The 18,739-nt window shown below is 62.1% G+C and carries 20 protein-coding genes; 5 read left to right on the forward strand and 15 right to left on the reverse strand.

From position 1 onward, the window contains the following. Positions 1-134 precede the first annotated feature (134 nt). Both rpmF and OIK44_RS12750 read right to left on the reverse strand, forming a co-directional pair. Positions 135-317, reverse strand: coding sequence for a 50S ribosomal protein L32 (rpmF, locus tag OIK44_RS12745; protein ID WP_034749653.1), 183 nt, complete (start codon positions 315-317; stop codon positions 135-137). A gap of 181 nt (positions 318-498) precedes the next feature. Continuing rightward, complete coding sequence (locus OIK44_RS12750; protein WP_273671250.1) at positions 499-996, reverse strand: YceD family protein; 498 nt, start codon at positions 994-996, stop codon at positions 499-501. Between the two features lie 156 nt (positions 997-1,152). On the opposite strand from OIK44_RS12750, the gene OIK44_RS12755 reads away from it, so the two are divergent. After that, complete coding sequence (locus OIK44_RS12755; RefSeq protein ID WP_273671130.1) at positions 1,153-1,761, forward strand: Maf-like protein; 609 nt, start codon at positions 1,153-1,155, stop codon at positions 1,759-1,761. Positions 1,762-1,792: 31 nt separating this feature from the next. Further along, the gene (locus OIK44_RS12760) at positions 1,793-2,554 is read left to right on the forward strand and encodes an SAM-dependent methyltransferase (protein ID WP_273671131.1); all 762 of its coding nucleotides are present in this window, start codon (positions 1,793-1,795) and stop codon (positions 2,552-2,554) included. Here OIK44_RS12760 and OIK44_RS12765 read toward each other — a convergent pair whose 3' ends face one another. The 5 genes from OIK44_RS12765 to OIK44_RS12785 form a co-directional block, all read right to left on the reverse strand. Beyond that, entirely contained in the window at positions 2,555-3,841 is a 1,287-nt protein-coding gene (locus OIK44_RS12765) for an EAL and HDOD domain-containing protein (protein WP_273671132.1), read from the reverse strand. 135 nt (positions 3,842-3,976) lie between these two features. Beyond that, positions 3,977-5,032, reverse strand: a complete 1,056-nt coding sequence (gene rlmJ, locus OIK44_RS12770; protein WP_273671133.1) for a 23S rRNA (adenine(2030)-N(6))-methyltransferase RlmJ — start codon at positions 5,030-5,032, stop codon at positions 3,977-3,979. Positions 5,033-5,301: 269 nt separating this feature from the next. Continuing rightward, positions 5,302-6,153: a transposase gene (locus OIK44_RS12775; RefSeq protein ID WP_273671134.1), complete on the reverse strand. Its 852-nt coding sequence runs from the start codon at positions 6,151-6,153 to the stop codon at positions 5,302-5,304. Positions 6,154-6,403: 250 nt separating this feature from the next. Further along, the gene (aceA, locus tag OIK44_RS12780) at positions 6,404-7,702 is read right to left on the reverse strand and encodes an isocitrate lyase (RefSeq protein WP_273671135.1); all 1,299 of its coding nucleotides are present in this window, start codon (positions 7,700-7,702) and stop codon (positions 6,404-6,406) included. A gap of 131 nt (positions 7,703-7,833) precedes the next feature. Beyond that, positions 7,834-8,103, reverse strand: a complete 270-nt coding sequence (locus tag OIK44_RS12785; RefSeq protein ID WP_273671136.1) for a hypothetical protein — start codon at positions 8,101-8,103, stop codon at positions 7,834-7,836. 102 nt (positions 8,104-8,205) lie between these two features. Here OIK44_RS12785 and OIK44_RS12790 point away from each other — a divergent pair, with 102 nt between their 5' ends. Next, positions 8,206-8,793 (forward strand): PEP-CTERM sorting domain-containing protein, encoded by a 588-nt coding sequence (locus tag OIK44_RS12790; RefSeq protein WP_273671137.1) that lies wholly within the window; start codon positions 8,206-8,208, stop codon positions 8,791-8,793. Positions 8,794-8,879: 86 nt separating this feature from the next. Here OIK44_RS12790 and rraA read toward each other — a convergent pair whose 3' ends face one another. Both rraA and OIK44_RS12800 read right to left on the reverse strand, forming a co-directional pair. After that, positions 8,880-9,374, reverse strand: a complete 495-nt coding sequence (rraA, locus tag OIK44_RS12795; RefSeq protein ID WP_273671138.1) for a ribonuclease E activity regulator RraA — start codon at positions 9,372-9,374, stop codon at positions 8,880-8,882. A gap of 35 nt (positions 9,375-9,409) precedes the next feature. Then, positions 9,410-10,615, reverse strand: coding sequence for an MFS transporter (locus tag OIK44_RS12800; protein ID WP_273671139.1), 1,206 nt, complete (start codon positions 10,613-10,615; stop codon positions 9,410-9,412). A gap of 110 nt (positions 10,616-10,725) precedes the next feature. On the opposite strand from OIK44_RS12800, the gene OIK44_RS12805 reads away from it, so the two are divergent. After that, on the forward strand, positions 10,726-11,523 hold the full coding sequence (locus tag OIK44_RS12805) for a helix-turn-helix domain-containing protein (protein WP_273671140.1): 798 nt from the start codon (positions 10,726-10,728) through the stop codon (positions 11,521-11,523). A gap of 36 nt (positions 11,524-11,559) precedes the next feature. Here the strand turns inward: OIK44_RS12805 and OIK44_RS12810 are convergent, their stop codons facing one another. Genes OIK44_RS12810 through OIK44_RS12820 form a run of 3 tightly spaced genes read right to left on the reverse strand, consistent with a single transcriptional unit; the run spans position 11,560 to position 13,707 of the window. Beyond that, on the reverse strand, positions 11,560-13,182 hold the full coding sequence (locus tag OIK44_RS12810) for a PepSY-associated TM helix domain-containing protein (RefSeq protein WP_273671141.1): 1,623 nt from the start codon (positions 13,180-13,182) through the stop codon (positions 11,560-11,562). Continuing rightward, positions 13,179-13,451, reverse strand: coding sequence for a hypothetical protein (locus OIK44_RS12815; protein ID WP_273671142.1), 273 nt, complete (start codon positions 13,449-13,451; stop codon positions 13,179-13,181). The genes OIK44_RS12810 and OIK44_RS12815 overlap by 4 nt, the downstream gene beginning before the upstream one ends. Continuing rightward, on the reverse strand, positions 13,441-13,707 hold the full coding sequence (locus OIK44_RS12820) for a hypothetical protein (protein ID WP_273671143.1): 267 nt from the start codon (positions 13,705-13,707) through the stop codon (positions 13,441-13,443). The genes OIK44_RS12815 and OIK44_RS12820 overlap by 11 nt, the downstream gene beginning before the upstream one ends. Before the next feature lie 259 nt (positions 13,708-13,966). Between OIK44_RS12820 and OIK44_RS12825 the strand changes: the two genes are divergently transcribed. Next, entirely contained in the window at positions 13,967-14,611 is a 645-nt protein-coding gene (locus OIK44_RS12825) for a glutathione S-transferase (protein WP_273671145.1), read from the forward strand. A 56-nt stretch (positions 14,612-14,667) separates the two neighbouring features. Here the strand turns inward: OIK44_RS12825 and OIK44_RS12830 are convergent, their stop codons facing one another. From OIK44_RS12830 to clpB, 3 genes are all read right to left on the reverse strand, one after another. Next, the gene (locus OIK44_RS12830; RefSeq protein ID WP_273671146.1) at positions 14,668-15,351 is read right to left on the reverse strand and encodes a hypothetical protein; all 684 of its coding nucleotides are present in this window, start codon (positions 15,349-15,351) and stop codon (positions 14,668-14,670) included. Between the two features lie 54 nt (positions 15,352-15,405). Beyond that, entirely contained in the window at positions 15,406-15,600 is a 195-nt protein-coding gene (locus OIK44_RS12835) for a hypothetical protein (RefSeq protein ID WP_273671147.1), read from the reverse strand. A 516-nt stretch (positions 15,601-16,116) separates the two neighbouring features. Continuing rightward, a complete protein-coding gene (gene clpB / locus OIK44_RS12840; protein ID WP_273671148.1) occupies positions 16,117-18,729 on the reverse strand; it encodes an ATP-dependent chaperone ClpB in 2,613 nt (870 codons plus the stop codon). Positions 18,730-18,739 lie beyond the last annotated feature (10 nt).

Below are 18,739 nucleotides of genomic sequence, written 5' to 3' on the forward strand. Positions count from 1 at the left end.
ATGAGCCGGCCAGAGTCAGCGTGATTCAAAATGACGGTGTGCAAAAGAGGATTGCAGCCGATGAAAAAGAAGAAGCGGCGCCACGCCGAAAAACCACGCAACACCGCTTCCATCTTACCCAACAAAAACGTCGATTACTCGTCGTTTTTGGTTTTGAGCACTTTGCGACCACGATAGAAGCCGTTAGGGCTGATATGGTGACGCATGTGCGTTTCGCCAGTGACTGGCTCGACGCTCAATTGCGGCGCGACCAAAAAGTCGTGCGAACGGTGCATGCCGCGCTTGGAAGGGGTTTTCTTGTTCTGTTGAACTGCCATGGTGATGACTCCTAATACATAAGTTCTAAAATTTTAGCACATTCGACTAGCAAATACATGCGAATCGAGTATCCCAGCGGCAAAGCAGTTACCTTACCGACATCGTTTAACACCTACTACATTGCACTACACACTGCCATACTCGATTACCACACGCGTTTGACACGTTCTTTACTGCTACTTATTCTGTCTTCAAGTCTTTCAGGCCGGCGAAAGGCGACTTCTTCTCCGTCTTCGCCGCGTCCAGCAGGGCCGTATCCGGGCAGACCTCGTGCTTGGGCACTTGCGGCAAGGCCAGCAAGGCTTCATCCTCGATCAGGTCGGCGACATTCATCGCGCGGCTGCCGACGATGACGTCGATACTTTCATCGTTGATAGTTTCTTCGATCTCATCGGCGTGCTCGTCATCCTTTCCAAGCATCAGGATGGTCGAGGCGTCGATGGGGTAAGCATACGGGCTCAGGCAACGCTGGCACACGAGCTGAACAGTGCCGGACACCGACAGAGTCAGTTGCGGGTAGCCCATCTGGCTGGTGCCACCCTCGATGCGCCAGGCAAGCGTGCCGGACGCGTCAGCGCAATCCTTGATCAACCGGGTCATTTCGGCGACGGGCGTGACACCCTCGCGGCTCCCGTTGATGCGACAAAATTCAAAGGCGTCGATCACAAAAGCATTCATTGGTAGAAAATTTCCCCGGAAAACCTGCGATAATAACAGGGTTTTCACCGCCGAGTCAAAGGCCGGGCAGATTATTTTACTGCCTGCCGTGCGGCCAGGCGCCAAGTTTATGGCATTTCCCCCTACGCGGCAATCTTTGTCGCCACCGAATACGCAATGATACCAACTTCACACCCTCCCCGCTTGATTCTTGCCTCCACTTCCACCTACCGCAAGGAATTACTCGCCCGCCTGCGCCTGCCCTTCGACGTCGCCGCGCCCGACGTCGACGAAAGCCCGCTGAACGGCGAAACGCCGGGCGCGACCGCGCTGCGCCTGGCCCACGCCAAGGCCGCCGCCGTGCTCGACAAACACCCCGGCAGCATCGTCATCGGCTCCGACCAGGTCGCCACGCTGGACGGCGAGCAGATCGGCAAACCGGGCAACCACGCCTGCGCCCTGCTGCAATTGCAAAAGATGCGCGGGCGCCGCACCGTCTTCCACACGGCGCTGTGCGTGCTGGACGGCCGCCACAGCGTGCCCCTGGTGCAAATACAAGACGTCCAGACCGTCGTCGCCGTGCGCGACCTGCCGGACGCCGAGCTGGACGCCTACCTGCGCATCGAACAGCCCTACGATTGCGCCGGCAGCGCCAAGAACGAGGGCCTGGGCATCGCCATCCTGGAAAAAATCGACAGCGACGACCCGACCGCGCTGACCGGCCTGCCGCTGATCGCCCTGACGGGCATGCTGCGCAACGCCGGCATCGCCTTTTTCACCGCCTGAAACGCCACGCCATTTTTTTATACACGAGCACATGACCACCACCACCAGCGGCACCCTGTACCTGATCCCCAACACCCTCGGCAGCGGCGGGCAGGCCGACGACGCCCTCGCCCACATCATTCCCGAGCACGTGCGCGCCATCACCGCGCGCCTCGACTACTTCGTCGCCGAAAACGCCAAGACGGCGCGCGCCTTCCTGAAGCTGATCGCCGTCAAGCATCCGCTCGCCAAGCCGCTGCAGGAAATCGCCATCGCCGAACTGAACGTCAACACCCCGGCGCAAGCCCTGGCCGGCCTGCTGGCGCCGCTGCTGGCCGGCCAGGACGCCGGCCTCGTCTCGGAGGCCGGCGTGCCGGCCGTGGCCGACCCCGGCGCCGACCTGGTGCGCCTGGCACACCAGCGCGGCATCACCGTCAAACCCCTGGTCGGCCCCTCGTCCCTGCTGCTGGCCGTCATGGCAAGCGGCCTGAACGGCCAAAGCTTCGCCTTCAACGGCTACCTGCCGACGGACGCCGCGCTGCGCGCCAAACGCATCAAGGAATTGGAAAACCGCTCGCGCGCGGAAAAGCAGACCCAGCTATTTATCGAGACGCCCTACCGCAACGCGGCCATGCTGGAAGCGCTGGTCGGCCATTGCCAGGCCGGCACGCTGATCTGCGTCGCCACCGACCTCAGCCTGGAAACGGAAACCATCAAGACGATGACGGGGGCGCAATGGAAAAGCCAGCTGGGCGCCGGCAAGGCCCCCGACTTCCACAAGAAACCCACCGTGTTCCTGCTGCTGGCGCAGTGATCAATGGGGCAGGCTGACGCCTTCCACATAGTCGTTGACCCATTCGAAGGCGGCGATCTGGATCGCGTTCAAATCGGCCGTCGACAAGCGTAGCGCGGCCAGGATGGCGACCAGCTCGGGGCCGCACTCGGCGTTCTCGACGCGCTCGATCAAGTTCAACATGCTGCCATAGTCGCCGTGGCGGAACAGCAAGGCGTCGCGCACCTCGTTTTGCACCTTGACGCTGGAGACGACGTCGCGCATCTGCATGGAAAACAGCGCATCCATCAGCGACATGATGCCGACCGTAAAACCGACGTCGGCGCAGGTGCGCCGGCCGGGGCGCAGCTTCTCCGTCATCAACTCCAGCAACTTGCCGCGCGTCGTGGCCAGCTGCAACAGGGGCGACGTGAATTGCTGGGCCGTGCCCGGCTTCACATACAAGAGTATTTGCAGCCAGCGCTGCAACTGCCGCCGGCCCAGCACCATCAAGGCCTGGCCCAGCGTGTCGATGCGCACGCGGGCGCCGACGGCCGGCGTGTTCACCAAACGCAGCAGGTTCAGGCTGATCAGGGCGTCGTGCTTGATGCAGCGCTCGATTTCGACGTTGTCGGCCTCGGCGTTGATGAGGTCGAGCAAATGCAGGATGGCCAGCTCGGACGGGGCGATCTTCTTGCCGCTCAAGATGACGGGGCGGGCAAAATAATAGCCCTGGAAAAACTCGAAGCCCAACTCCAGGCACTGCTTGAACTGGGCCAGCGTCTCGACCTTTTCAGCCAGGAGCTTTTGCCGCGAACCGCTGAGCAGCAGCGCCAGCGTCGCCAGCGCATCGGCCGGCATGTGCTGGATATCGACCTTGATCACATCGACCAGCGGCGCCAGCTTTTGCACATCGTCCGTGGCGGACACCACATCGTCGAGGGCAAACCGAAAACCGGCCAACTTCAACTCGCGCACGCGCGCCAGCACCTCCGGCGTCGCCTTCACGGTTTCCAGGATTTCCAGGATGACTTTGCTGTTGGGGAGAAAACGGATGAAGTCGCTCATCAAGGCGACCGTGTCGACGTTGATGTAGGCGAGTTGCTGGCCCACGACATGCTCCATGCCCAGCTCGGAGGCGTGGGCGATCACGGAGGCCGTCGCGGCCGCGTCGTCGACGATATCGGCGACCGTCGAATGGGCATCGCGGAACAACAACTCATACGCCACCAGACGCTGGTCACGGTTTAAAATTGGCTGCCGGGCCAAGAAAAAATGATTAAAGAACGGTTGCTCCACCGGCACTGTCAGCGCTGCGTCGATAGTCATCGGATACCCCGCCAACGATAGTCACGCTCGGCCGCATCAAGGTTGCGGCTTGCCCAATGGGAAGCGGACTGCGCCTCCCATTAACTGAAACTATACGCCACATTAGCGATTTAACACGCCGAATTAACTCGGCGCTTAGGGGCGGCGCGGGCCAGTGTTGCGTGGCGGCCTCGTTCCGCTGCCGGAAGGGCGGGCGCTGCCGCCGGCCGGGCGGGCGCCGCTGCCGCCCGGGCGGCCGGCGCCGGCGGCATCGCGCGGCGCGGCGCCGGGCTGGCGCAGCGAACCGCCGACCCGCGGCATGGACGACAAAGCCCGCACCGGACCGGTGCCGGTGCCGGTGCCGCGCATCGGCCCCGAACCGACTTCCAGCACGAACTTGGCGCCCTCGTCGCGGCCCAGCACCTTGACCAGATACGGCATCACTTCACGCAACATCGGCTCCAGGGTGTACGGCGGATTAATCACATACATGCCGCTGCTGTGCAAGCCGAAGCCGTCGGGCGCCGGCGTATTCACCGTCAAGGTCACATGCAACCAATTCGTCGCCGGCAACTGGCTGAGCTTGGAGGCGAACTGGCGCGACTCCATGCGCTGCAACAGCGGATACCAGACGGCGTAAGTGCCGGTCGGGAAACGTTGCAAGGCATCGGCCAAGGTATCCTTCACCTTGCGGTAATCCATCTTGTCTTCATAGGGCGGATCGATCAACACCAGCGCGCGGCGCGACGGCGGCGGCAACAAAGCCTTCAAACCGAGGAAACCGTCGGCCTTGCTAATCATCACGCGGCGGCCGCGCGCGCTCGGACGCTGGCCCTGCTCGGCGGCGTGCGCCTCCACCTTGCGGAAATTATCGGCGAGGATCTTCGCGTCGGCCGGATGCAACTCGAACAGGCGCAAACGGTCCTCCTCGCGCATCACCTTATCGGCGCAATACGGCGAGCCGGGGTAATAGCGCATCTTCCCGCTCGGATTCATCGCCTTCACCAAATTCACATACTCGGCCAAGGCTGGCGGCAAATCGCTGCGGTCCCACAGCGGCGCGATGCCCGTCTCATACTCCGCGTTCTTCGACGCATAACCGCCGTCGAGGGCATACACGCCGGCGCCCGAATGGGTATCGATATAACTATAGGCAGTATCCTTCTGATTCAAATACTGCAGCAGCTGGATCTGCACAAAATGCTTCAACACATCGGCGTGATTACCAGCGTGAAAGGCGTGGCGGTAACTCAACATAAGCTAGGAAATTCCATAAAAAGAAACGATCGGGTGGCGCTGCGGCTCCCGCCAGGCGAGGCATCGGAGAGATGAACAAGAAACAGCAAAGGACAGCGAAAACAGCGCGTAATTACCAGCATTATCCACTAGAAAGACCCGCAACACCAAAAACCCCTGGGGTCAGGTCTAGACATGACGGTTTTCCGCTCGCCAACAATGGGGTCAGGTCTAGACATGGCGGTTTAGCGCTGAAATTGTATGATTTTCCCCACAGTGGAACGGTGCATGCCTGTCGCGCGGGCAATGTCGGACTTGGAGTAGTGGAAATCCAGGTGTGCGCTGCGTATCAACTCGTCGCGGGCCGGCTTGTCGTCGGCGCCGGCCTGGCCCAGTATTGCCGCCAAGCCGGGGCGGAAGGCGAAGCGCTGTGCCGCGGAAATATCGGGCGGCACACATTTTTCCTCGATGCGCGGGCGCATGGCCGCGACGAAGGCATCGGCGCCCAGCAAGACCTGGCCCTTTAAGGCAAACCAGGGCGAGGCCTCGCCGAGCCCTTGCGCGACGAAGGCCGCATATTTGCGTGCGGCGAGTCCGGCATCGTCGTCGAACTGGCTCAGCAGCCAGCGCACGCGCAACCAGTGCGGCACGTGCGCCGCGCCGCTGGTGGCGCGGTAACTGCTCCACGGATAATCCGCCGCCGCAGGCACCATCAAGGCGCGCACCGGATTGAGCACGATGTAGCGGCACAACTCCAGCAGATAGCTGTCCCTGTCCACCAGGATAGACTTGAAGCGGCCCTGAAACACATGGCCGACGCGCTCATGCCGCCAATTGAACCACTGCGTGTAGTTGCCGTTCAAATGCCGCATGCCGGCGGACAGATTCGCGGCCGGGGTTTCCAGCATCAAATGGTAATGGTTGCCCATCAAACAGTAGGCATGGCAAATCCAGCCGAAACGGTCGACGCACTCCTCCAGCAAGCGACAAAATTGATGCCTGTCGCCATCGACCAGAAAGACCGGCGCGTGGTCGTTGCCGCGCGACGTCACATGGTAGATGGCTCCGGGATATTCAATGCGCAATGGTCGGCTCATGGCGTCAGTCTAGCGAGCGAAACCCTATGCGCAAGCGCAGTCACGGCAAGGTTTGATCTAGGCACAGTGCGCAAGGACAGTTACCGGCCGCAACTTGAGCGGAAAAAACCGCCATGTCTAGACCTGACCCCATTGTTGGTGAGGGGAAAACCGTCATGTCTAGACCTGACCCCAGGGGTGGGGGCGAGAAAAAGCCGCCCGGAACTTGCGTTCGGGCGGCTATTCGCGGGGCAGGCGCCCCGCCGCGCGATCAGGCGACTTTTTTGGCGTCGAAGAATTGTTCGTCTTCGGTCGAGCCGTGCAGGGCCGTCGTCGAGCTCTGCCCTTGCTGGATGGCTTGGGTGACGGCGTCGAAGTAGCCGGTGCCCACTTCGCGCTGGTGTTTGACGGCCGTGAAGCCTTTTTCGGCCGCGGCAAATTCGGCTTCTTGCAGTTCGACGAAGGCGCTCATCTGGTGGCGGGCGTAGCCGTGCGCCAGATTGAACATGCCGTAGTTCAGCGCGTGGAAGCCAGCCAGGGTGATGAACTGGAATTTGTAGCCCATGGCGCCCAGTTCTTTCTGGAATTTGGCGATGGTGGCGTCGTCCAGGTTCTTTTTCCAGTTGAATGAGGGCGAGCAGTTGTAGGCCAGCATTTTGCCAGGGAATTTGGCGTGCACGGCTTCGGCGAATTTTTTCGCGAAGGCCAGGTCCGGCTTGCCCGTTTCGCACCAGACGAGGTCGGCATACGGGGCGTAGGCCAGGGCGCGCGAGATCGCCTGGTCGATGCCCGGACGGGTTTTGTAGAAGCCTTCGACGGTCCGCTCGCCGGTGCAGAATGGGCGGTCGTTGTCGTCTACGTCGGAGGTCAAGAGGTCGGCCGCTTCGGCGTCGGTGCGGGCGATCACCAGCGTCGAGGTGCCCATGACGTCGGCCGCCAGCCGCGCCGCCGTCAGTTTTTCCACCGCTTCGCGCGATGGCACCAGGACTTTGCCGCCCATGTGGCCGCATTTTTTGACGGACGCCAGCTGGTCTTCGAAGTGGACGCCGGCGGCGCCCGCGTCGATCATCGATTTCATCAGTTCGTAGGCGTTGAGCACGCCGCCAAAGCCCGCTTCGGCGTCGGCAACGATGGGGGCGAAGAAGTCGATGTCGTCTTTGCCTTCGGACCATTGGATCTGGTCGGCGCGGGTGAAGGTGTTGTTGATGCGCTTGACGACGGTTGGCACGGAGTTGGCCGGGTACAGCGATTGGTCAGGGTACATTTCGCCGGCGTTGTTGGCGTCGCCGGCAACTTGCCAGCCCGACAGGTAGATCGCTTTCAAGCCGGCTTTGACTTGTTGCATGGCCTGGTTGCCCGTCAGCGCGCCCAGGGCGTTGACGAAGGGTTCGTTGTTGACCAGGTCCCACAATTTTTCGGCGCCGCGCTTGGCCAGGGTGTGCTCGATCTGCAGCGAGCCACGCAGACGCACGACGTCGTCGGCCGTGTAGTTGCGCACGATGCCTTTCCATCGCGGGTTGCTGTCCCAGTCTTTTTGCAGGGCTGCTACTTGCTGTTCACGAGTTGCCATGGTGCTCTCCTAATTGACATACAAAGTTAAAAAACGAAATCCGTTAGACAAATAATAGGCCCATTTGTGCGAAGCAGCAAGACTCTTATATAAGACATATAAGTAAAATATTTTCCTTTAATTTCAATGATTTAAAATTCATTTTTTGCGATGCGAAATGTTATTTCTTGAGATGGGAGAAAATGAGCCAGTGCCGGCAGGCCACTTTCCACATCGTGAAACGGCGCAAGCGCATCGTGAAAAAACGCCCCGCTTTGGCGGCGGCCGCGTAAAAAAAACAACACTCGGCGGACCGGCGCGCCAGCCCGGCGCCGCCCTTGGCGGCCCGTCCCGGCATGCGGCGCGGCCGATGTTGCAAGAAAGCAGCAACCAAAAAAATAGTGCTGAATAAAAACCAACATTATGTTCTTTTTGGAAAGTACGTGATACTCTTTGCAATAACACTTGATGCAGATCAATCTTTAACCGCCGCCCCCACCCCCACCCGCCCAAAAGGAAATATCATGCTGAAGAAAATTCCCGCCGCCATCGCCTCTGCGGCCATCCTCGCCAGCCTGGCCGCCGCCCCTGCGTCCGCCGCCTTGACCCTTGGCTCCGTCGCGTGCACCTCGTCGGCCGTCACGACGGCGCAGCCAGGCTATACCGGCTGCCTCGGTTCGTTCACCGGCAATATGGATAACCAGCTCAGCAGCATCTACAGCGCGATTGCGTCCGGCTTTGGCTTGAGCACCAATACCTATTTCGCCAGCCAGCAGTTCGCCACGGTGGGCAATCCCTTCTCGGCGGATGCGGGCGCGCTGGACAACGGCACCATCTCGTTCGACACGGCACAGGCCGGCGTCTTCGTCATCGGCTTGAAGCAAGCCAATGCGTTTTCGCTGTACCGCTTCGACGGCAGCCTGGTCGCCGGCGGCATTTCGAGCATTTCCTATGACAGCAATGGCGTTAAGAAAAATGGCGGCACGATTCTGTCGCACGCCGGCTTCTTCGGCTCGCCAGTGAGCGCGGTGCCGGAAGCGGATACCTATGCGATGCTGCTGGCCGGCCTGGGCATGATCGGTTTCATCGCGCGCCGCCGTAAAGCGCAGTAAGACCCGCGGCGGCTTTGCCGCGCAAAAAAATGCCCCGACATGCATTGTGCGGGGCATTTTTTTCGTCTGGCGCCCAGGGCGCCGCTTCAGCTGAGCTTCTGTTGCGCCACCAGCACGCCGTCGGCGTCGGCGTAAATCCAGTCGCCCGGATTGACCGGCACGCCGCAGATGTGGACGCGGACGTTGCGTTCCCCCGCGCCCTTCTTGGCGCTCTTTTGCGGATGGGCGGCCAGCGCCCTGACGCCGATTTCGCAGGCGTCGATTTCCTCGCTGTCGCGGATGCAGCCGTCGACGACGATGCCGCTCCAGCCGTTGTCCTGGGCCAGCAGGCCCAACTGGCCGCCGACCAGCGCCCTGCGCAGGCTGCCGCCGCCGTCGATGACGAGCACGTGGCCGTTGCCCGGCGTTTCCAGCGTGGCGCGCACCAGGGCGTTGTCCTCGAATACCTTCAGGGTCGTGACGCGGCCGAAGAAGCGGCGGTGTTTGCCGAAGTGGCGGAACAGCGGCGGCAGCACGGCCAGCCTGCCGTCTTCCAGCAAGAGGGCATGGTCATCGCACAGGTCGGTGGTGGCAAAAGTCATGGTCGGGTCCGCGAAGTGGTCAGGTGCGCACAATTCTATGCTTTTTGCAGTTGCAATGCGCGGGTTTTGCCGCCCAGGCCCACGGCCGTGACGATGGCCAGCGCCTGGAACACGGCGATGCAGATGAAGACCCAGGCCGGGCGGTTGGCGTCCATCAGCGCGCCGAACAGCAGCGGGCCGATGGCCAGGCCGCTGTCGAGGCCGGAGTAGACGACGCCGTAGACGCGCCCGGTGGCCTGCTTCGGCGCGGCCGCCTTGATCATCAGGTCGCGCGACGGTCCGGCGATGCCGGCCGCGAAGCCGATGGCGCCCATCAGCACGACTGCGCCCCAGGCCGGCACCAGGGCGCTGGCCAGCAGCAGCGCCAGCAGCGCCGCGCCGGCGAAGGCCCAGGCGATGGTGCGGTCGTGCTGGCGGCTGTTGGCGGCCAGGAAGCCGCCCAGCAGCATGCCGCCCGCCGACGCCAGCATATAGGCCGTGTAGGCGCTGGTGGCCCAGGCCAGCGACATGCCGTACAGCGCCACCAGGCTTACCGAGGCGAAGCTTTGGATGCCGCCCAGCGCGACGGCGGTGACGAGGAAGAAGGCGAAGCACATCCACACCGCTTGCAGGCGCAGGAAGGCCAGCGCGCCGCCGGTCTGGCCCGGCTGGTGGGCGGCGATGGGGTCGGGCCGCAGCGCCTCGCGGTTCAGGAATAGCAGTAGCAGCACGGCGAACGGCAGCGCGGCGGCGCACAGCAGCGCGCTGCGCCAGCCGGCGTGGCCGGCGACGAAGGTGAGGAACAGCGGCGCCGCCGCCCAGCCGAGGTTGCCGGTGATGCCGTGCACGGAAAAGCCGTGCGCCAGCCGCGCCGCCGACACGCGCTGGTTCAGCAGCGTGTAGTCGGCCGGGTGGAAGACGCCGTTGCCGACGCCGGCCAGCATGGCGCCCAGCAGCAGCAACGGGTAGCTACCGGCGCCGGCCAGCAACAGCGCCGACAGGCCCAGCAGGCCGATGCCGCCGAACAGCACGGCACGCGCGCCGACGCGGTCAACGACGAAGCCGGCCAGCGCCTGGCAGACGCCGGAGACGACGAAGAAGACCGTCATCAGCAGACCTAATTCGGAATAAGACAGGCTAAATTCCTGCTTCAGCCACGGAAACAGCGCGGCCAGGATCAGGTGGTAGAAATGGGAAACGCCGTGCGCCAGGCCCACCAGGCCGATCACACGCGCATCCTGGCGCAAGTCTGTTGTGCTCATACGGTTCCTCTTTTTCTTATCGAAGAGCCAGTTTAATGAGATTGATATCGACTGTTTCAAGATAAAGAGCCATAATTTATCGCATTAACGCCAACCTCGACCCGGACCCCATGGCCATTCCCATTCTCACCCACAGCCGCCCCTGCCCGCCCAGCAAGCAGCCGACGCCGCAACGCCCGGTGACGATGCTGGCGCGCGACTTGCCGGCCGACGAGTTCCTCAGCCCGCACCAGCACCCCTGGGGCCAAGTCACGTTCGCGCTGGAGGGCATGCTGCGCGTGACGGCCATGAACAGCAGCTGGATTGTGCCGCCGCAGCGGGCCATCTGGATCGCGCCGCATGTCGTGCACGGGGTGACGATGCTGGAAAAGACCCGCCTGCGGCCGCTGTGCATCCTGCCCGAGCGGGCCCCGTTCGCCGACGAATGCAAGGTGCTGGAAGTGTCGGCGCTGCTGCGCGAGCTGATCGTCGCGCTGGAGCAGCTCGGCCCCGGCGCGGCGCCGGCCCGCGAGGGCATGCTGGCCGAGCTGATACTCGACGAGCTGGCGAACGCGGCGAGCCGCCCCATCCGCGTGCCCATGCCGGAGGACAAGCGCCTGAAGGCCCTGTGCGCGGCCCTGATCGACCACCCGGGCGCCAATCTGACTCTGGAGCATTGGGCGCGCCAGGTCGGCGCGTCCGAGCGCACGCTGGCGCGCCTGTTCGAGCGCGAGCTGGGGCTGACGTTTGGCCAGTGGCGCCAGCAAGTGCGGCTGGCGCACGCGGCGCCGCTGATCGCCCGCGGCACGCCGCTGTCGCAGGTCGCCGAGGAGCTGGGCTACGCCAGCCAGTCGGCGTTCTCGGCCATGTTCAAGAAGACCTTCGGCAGCTCGCCGTCGGCCTTTTTCGCCGACGGCCGGGGCGGCTGAGGCGACGCCGGGGGAGCCGGAATCCGGCCCCCTGGCTTACAGGTCCGCGCGCAGTTTTCCGCCGGTGGCATGGCGCGCGGCCGGCAAGGCGTCGCGCGCGCCCGGCAAGGCCCAGACGCTGTTCGAGTCGCCGTTCAGGCCGCGCCGCAGCGTCGCCCGCGCCATGCGCCAGTACAGCCACGCGGCCAGCAGCGCCACGGCGTCGACGCCGAACACCAGCCACTGGCCGCGCCACAGCGTGCCCAGCAGATGGTCGCCGCTGGACCAGTAGTTCGCCAGCGGAATGCCGCCCGTCAGCAGCGCGCACAACAGCAGCAATTCGTGGCCGGCGCGCGCCGGCGGCCGCGCAAAGGCCCATGCCACGCAGAGGAAGAAGGCGGCGTAGTAGCTGCGCTGCTCCCACAGCGCCAGCGCACCCCAGCCCTGCGGCACCAGCTTATTCGCGATGAACATCGCGGAAATGCCGGCGATGCAGCCGAGGCAAACGCCCAGCGTCAATTGCGCCATCAAGCGGGTGTTGCGCGGCTGTTCGAGCTGGTTGCGCTTGCGGCGCGCCTCGACCCACAGCAAATTGCCGCTGTAGAACAGGAAGGCGCCCGCCAGCCCCAGCACGAAGTACAGCCATTGCATCGCGGCATGGCCGAAATTGCCGTAATGCAGAACATACAGGGCGCGCAGGAAGGCATTGCCCGGGCTCATGCTGTGCGGCTGCACCACGCGCAACACGGCGCCGTTACTGCCGTTCAAGGCCACGCCGGCCAGGTTGTTCAGCGTGCGCTCGGCATTGCTGCCGTAGACCTGCACCTGCACGCTGCTGTCGCCGACATGGTCGTAATTCATCGACTTCGCCTGCAAACCGGGCGCCGCCGCCTGCGCCCGCGCCAGCAACTCGTGGGCCGGCATCAGCGGCGCCCGCTTGCCCGTTTCGACGGGGTGGCTGACCAGACTCAGCTCGGGCTCGATGATCTTCAGCAGCTTGCCGTCGAAGACGAGGAACTGGAACGGCGCCAGCATCAGGGTGCCGATCGTCATCACCGCCCCGCTCCACGCGAAGATCACGTGGAAAGGCAGCGACAACATGCCGATGGCATTGTGGGCGTCCTGCCAGAATACCTTCAGGTTCTTGCCAGGCCGCAGCGCAAACAGGCTTTTCAGCAGCGTCGGCGCGTAGACGATGACGCCGCTGAGCAGGGCCATGCCGTACAGCACGCAGACGAAGCCGATCGCGTATATGCCCCAGGCTTTGGGCAAACCGGCCGTGTAATGCAGGCGGTAGACCAGCTCGGCCAATTCGGATTTGGCCGCATGCTCGACCAGGGCGCCGTCCGGCGCCAGGCTGAACTGGCGCAACTGCCCGGCTTGCGGCTTGCGCTCTTCATACCACTCCAGCAGCAGGCGCGGCTCGTCGGCGCTTGGCAACCTCAGGATGAAGTCGTCGGCCGCCGCCGGATGCGCGCGCAGCACCGCGTCGATCAGCGGCTGGGCCAGCGCCGTCGATTGCGCGGCCACGCCGCGCGCATCGTTGCGCTCCCACTGGTGCAACTGGTCGGTGAACACCGTGATCGCGCCGGCGTAAAAGGCGATGAACAGGGCCAGCCCGGCGACCAGGCCGACCCAGGTGTGGACCTTCAGGAAAACGCGTAAGGTCGAGGATTTCATGCGGGCAGACTCACCAGGCCAAATGCTTTAACAAGATACAGCAGCGTGAAAGACAGCAGCGTGGCGCCGCCCATCCAGGCCCAGGCGCGCAGGCCGGTGCGGAACATGAAAGCGAGGCTCATCACGCCGACCCAGATCGGGAAAAACAGCAGCAGCATCGGCAAGGTGCGCGTGCCTCCGGCGCCCGGCCCGAGCAGCACGCATAGGCCGACCAGGGCAACGGACAGGGGAAAGCCGAGCAGGACGGCGGCCAGCGATCTACTCCACATTGCGCGTCCTCCGGTAGCAATCCAGATAGGGCAAGGCGAGCAGCGCCAGCATCAGCGCGCTCAGGGCCGCGAACAGGCCGGCCCAGAAACCCAGTGCGACATGGCCCGCGCCGACGGCGGCCAGGCAGCCGGCCCAGCCGGCCAGACGCAGGCGGCGCGCGTGGCGCGGCGCGCCCAGCCATAGATGCTGGTGGGGCGAGGCCAGATAAAAACAGACGGCCGCCAGCGTGGCGATAAGCAAATACAGATGACTCAAACGGCTCTCCCTTGAAGGTGAATGGTGAACCCAGGAGGACGCCATTGTAAATGAGAATGAGAACTATTGATAATAAAATATATAAAATTGCCAACTGCACTTGAGATAATATTGCATATGCGGCAATATTTCATCTGCGACATTTTCATGCCAGCATAGCCAGCCGCTTCGCACCGCTCACCGGCCCGCGCGGCGCCGCCCGGTTCGTGCCATCATGTCGGCAGTGACCAGCCCTTCCCCCTCACAGACAGGAGAAATCATGCAACTCATCGGAATGCTCGACTCACCCTATGTCCGCCGCGTCGCCGTGTCGCTGCAACTGCTCGGCCTGGCATTCGAGCACCGCTCCATTTCCGTGTTCAGCACCTTCGAACAATTTCAATCCATCAATCCCGTCGTCAAGGCGCCCACGCTGGTGTGCGACAACGGCGTCGTGCTGATGGACTCCTCGCTCATCATCGACTACGCCGAAAGTCTGGCCGCGCCGGGCCGCGCGCTGATGCCGGCCGGGATCGAGCAACGCCAGCACGCGCTGCGCGTGATCGGTCTGGCGCTGGCGGTGTGCGAAAAGAGCGTGCAGATTATTTACGAGCGCAAGCTGCGCCCGGCCGAGAAATTGCACCAGCCTTGGGTGTATCGGGTGACGGGGCAGTTGTTGGCGGCGTGCACCGAGCTGGAGGCGGAACTGCTGCGCGCGCCGCTGGCCGTGGCCGATGGCCACATCGACCAGGCCGGCATTTCCACGGCCGTGGCCTGGCATTTCATTCAGCAGATGGTGCCGGAGTTGGTGAGTGCGCAGGACTTCCCCGCGCTGCAGCGCTTTTCCGAGCAGGCGGAGCAGTTGCCCGCCTTCGTGGCCGCGCCGCATGGCGAGGCGGAGTATCGGCAGGCGGCGGCTGGCTGAGGCCGCAGGCAAGCCCGGGGGCTGGATTCCGGGCTTAACTGCTGCGCAAAAAAGCGCTAGGCGGGGTATTTCTTAAAAAACAAAACAAACACTCGCCTAATTAAAAAAGCCGAAAGAACAATTCCCACAAAAAATATTTGAGCCAATAGAATTAAAAATGAAGGCCCATAAATAGAAGCATCATCGAAGAACTGCGGCAAACTTCCAGGCAAAGCTGCAAGACCAACAAATGGCGCCAGCATACTCAATAGAAATATAAGATAAACCATCCATGATTTTTCATTTAATATGAAAAACACTCCCTCTTGTTTTAAGCTGCTCTCTTTTGAAAAAATTATTTTATTTTTCCTTATCCACAAGAAAAGAAACAATTCCAGGAAGCAAATAATTGTTGCAACAGCAGTCAAAGAAAAAAGAATCGCCTCTTGATTGTCATTTCCTATGTAAACCTTACCAACCCCAAAAAATTCCATACAAGCAATGAGAATTATCACAAAAAAAATAATTGCAGAAATAAAAAACAAAGGTGGAATGAAATATTGAGAAGTGGAGATTTGCGACTTACTTAATTTGTAAACATACGATTTTTCATTCTTATCTGGCGCCAAATTTAGAGAGAAATACTCATCATTTCCATCGGAGAAGAAAGTCATATATTTGAAGTATCCAAGCAAATTGAAAGACACCAAAATTAAAGGAGCAATCTGGCTACGCCTCCAGACCAGAGCGTATTCAGGCATACTGATAGCGGCGATAGATACCCCTTATGCTACAGGTGCTACTTGCGCATTATATTAGGAGACTAACGCAATACTCATTACAGCAGCGCCTTGAGCGGCAAGAACTGCGCCACCTATCGTAATCGGCGTACCCAATCCAGCTACTGCCAAACCAGCACCAGCCATGGCTGCAGCAAAGCCTACCAGAAACATACCCGCTTTAACACCACCGTTAACCTCATCAATTTCATCTGCCGTAAGTTCGTACATGATCAGACTCCATTTATCGACGTTGAAAAACAAAATTGAATAATCATTAATTCACTTTAAACATTCTATTTTGACATCGATTTCAGGTCAATCATTTTCCCATCGAAACACGACAATTATCAAATGAGAACTAAAATTCGGCGTGGCAATGCGTAGGCACTCAAGCCTTTCCAGCATCCTGTTAAAGCACGCAGAATGCGGGTAGGCCGTCTTGGCGAATTAAGAGAGGGAACGCAGGACTGCAATGGCACCCGTCGGGCGGATGCGGTGCTCCTGATGAATTTCTCAGGCGAGTCTGTCGAAGCGGCGAGGATTGCGGCGAACCTTGTTCACGCCCCGGACGAAGAGGCACAACAATTCCCTTCGAGCCGTTAGCGTTTTTGAATTTGCAGGAAAAGACAGCCACCAAGCGATCCAGACCCGCATCGGCTTGAAATTAAACTAAATTCATCTTTGCCTCATCCGCCCGTTGGCATCCGGGCAGTTCGGCAAAGATGAAGACCGGCATCAATCCATTTACATTTTTTTGATGTCCACCGCCGGCGTGTCGCCGAACACCAGCGCGCCGCTCTGCGCGTCGACGCGGATGACGTCTTTCGGGCCGAATTTGCCCTGCAAAATCAACTTCGACAGCGGATTCTCGATCTGCTGCTGGATCGCCCGCTTCAGCGGCCGCGCGCCGTACACGGGGTCGTAGCCGGCTTCCGCGATCTTCTGCAGGGCCGCTTCCGAGACGTCGAGCTGCATTTCCATCTTGGCCAGGCGCTGCTCCAGGATGCTCAGCTGTATCTTGGCGATGGCGCCGATGTTCTTCTCGTCGAGGCCGTGGAAGACGACGATCTCGTCGATGCGGTTGATGAACTCGGGCCGGAAATGCGCGCGCACCTCGGCCATCACGGCCAGCTTGACCACGCCCGGATCGTCGCTGTCCATCGACTGGATTTTATGCGAGCCCAGGTTCGAGGTCATGATGATGACGGTGTTCTTGAAGTCCACCGTGCGCCCCTGCCCGTCCGTCATGCGGCCGTCGTCGAGCACCTGCAGCAGCACGTTGAAGACGTCGTGGTGGGCCTTCTCGACCTCGTCGAGCAGGATCACGCTGTAGGGCTTGCGCCGCACCGCCTCGGTCAGGTAGCCGCCCTCGTCGTAGCCGACGTAGCCGGGCGGCGCGCCGATCAGCCGCGCCACCGAATGCTTCTCCATGAACTCGCTCATGTCGATGCGTATCATCGAGTCTTCCGAGTCGAACAGGAAGTGCGCCAGCGCCTTGCTCAGCTCCGTCTTGCCGACCCCGGTCGGGCCGAGGAACATGAAGGAGCCGTATGGCCGGTTCGGGTCGCTCAAGCCGGCGCGCGAGCGGCGGATGGCGTCGGCCACGGCGTTGATCGCCTCGTCCTGGCCGACCACGCGCTCGTGCAGGCGCTCCTCGATGTGCAGCAGCTTCTCGCGCTCGCCCTGCATCATGCGCGACACCGGGATGCCGGTCGCGCGCGACACCACCTCGGCGATTTCCTCGGCGCCGACGTGGGTGCGCAGCAGCTTCGGCTTGCCCGCCTCGGCCGGCTGCGCCACGCCGCAGTCGGCCTGCTTGAGCTGGGCCTCCAGTTGCGGCAAGGTGCCGTATTGCAGCTCGGAGACGTGCTGCCAGTTGCTCTCGCGCGTGGCCTGCTCCATCTGCAGCTTGACGCGCTCGATTTCCTCCTTGATGTGGGTGCTGCCCTGGACCACCGCCTTCTCGGCCTTCAGCACTTCCTCGAAGTCGTTGTACTCGCGCTGCAGCTTGACGATCTCCTCGTCGATCAGGCCGAGACGGCGCAGCGAGCCCTCGTCCTTTTCCTTCTTGACGGCTTCGCGCTCGATCTTCAACTGGATCAGGCGGCGCTCCAGCCTATCCATCACCTCCGGCTTCGAGTCGATCTCGATCTTGATCTTCGAGGCCGCCTCGTCGATCAGGTCGATCGCCTTGTCGGGCAGGAAGCGGTCGGTGATGTAGCGGTGCGACAGCTCGGCCGCGGCGATGATGGCGGCGTCGGTGATCTCGACCTTGTGGTGCAGCTCGTATTTGTCCTGCAAGCCGCGCAGGATGGCGATGGTGGCCTCGACGGACGGCTCGTCGACGAGGATTTTCTGGAAGCGCCGCTCCAGCGCCGCGTCCTTCTCGATGTATTTGCGGTACTCGTCGAGCGTGGTGGCGCCGACGCAGTGCAGCTCGCCGCGCGCCAGCGCCGGCTTCAGCATATTGCCCGCGTCCATCGCGCCCTCGGCCTTGCCGGCCCCCACCATCGTGTGCATCTCGTCGATGAAGACGATGGTCTGGCCCTCGTCCATCGCCAACTCCTTGAGCACGGATTTGAGGCGCTCCTCGAACTCGCCGCGGTACTTGGCGCCGGCCAGCAGCGCCGCCATGTCGAGCGAGAGCACGCGCTTGCCCTTGAGCGACTCCGGCACCTCATTGTTGACGATGCGCTGCGCCAGCCCCTCGACGATGGCGGTCTTGCCGACGCCCGGCTCGCCGATCAGCACCGGGTTGTTCTTGGTGCGCCGCTGCAGCACCTGGATGGCGCGGCGGATCTCGTCGTCGCGGCCGATCACCGGATCGAGCTTGCCCATGCGGGCCCGCTCGGTCAGGTCCAGCGTGTATTTTTTCAGCGCCTCGCGCTGGCCCTCGGCCTCCTGCGAATCGACCTTGTGGCCACCGCGCACGGCCTGGATCGCCGCCTCCAGCGCCTTGCGCGTCAAGCCGCTCTCGCGCGCCAGCTTGCCGGCGTCGGACTTGTCGTCGCTCATCGCCAGCAGCACCATCTCGCTGGAGACGAACTGGTCGGCGCGCTTCTGCGCCTCCTTGTCGGCCAGGTTCAACAGGCCGGCGAATTCGCGGCTGACCTGGACGTCGCCGCCCGTGCCGGACACCTTGGGCAGGCGCTCCAGCGACGATTTCAGGGCGTTGCTCAAGCCGCCGACGTTGACGCCGGCGCGCTGCAGGATGGAACGGGCGCCGCCGTCGTCCTGGTTCAGCAGGGCCGTCAGCAGATGCACCGGTTCGATATAGGGATTGTCGTTGCCGACCGCCAGGCTTTGGGCGTCGGCCAGCGCTTCTTGAAGCTTGGTGGTCAGTTTGTCTTGTCGCATGGAGCTGCTC

The sequence above is a fragment of the Janthinobacterium fluminis genome, from assembly GCF_028595325.1.
In the GTDB taxonomy this organism is placed as follows: domain Bacteria; phylum Pseudomonadota; class Gammaproteobacteria; order Burkholderiales; family Burkholderiaceae_D; genus Janthinobacterium; species Janthinobacterium fluminis.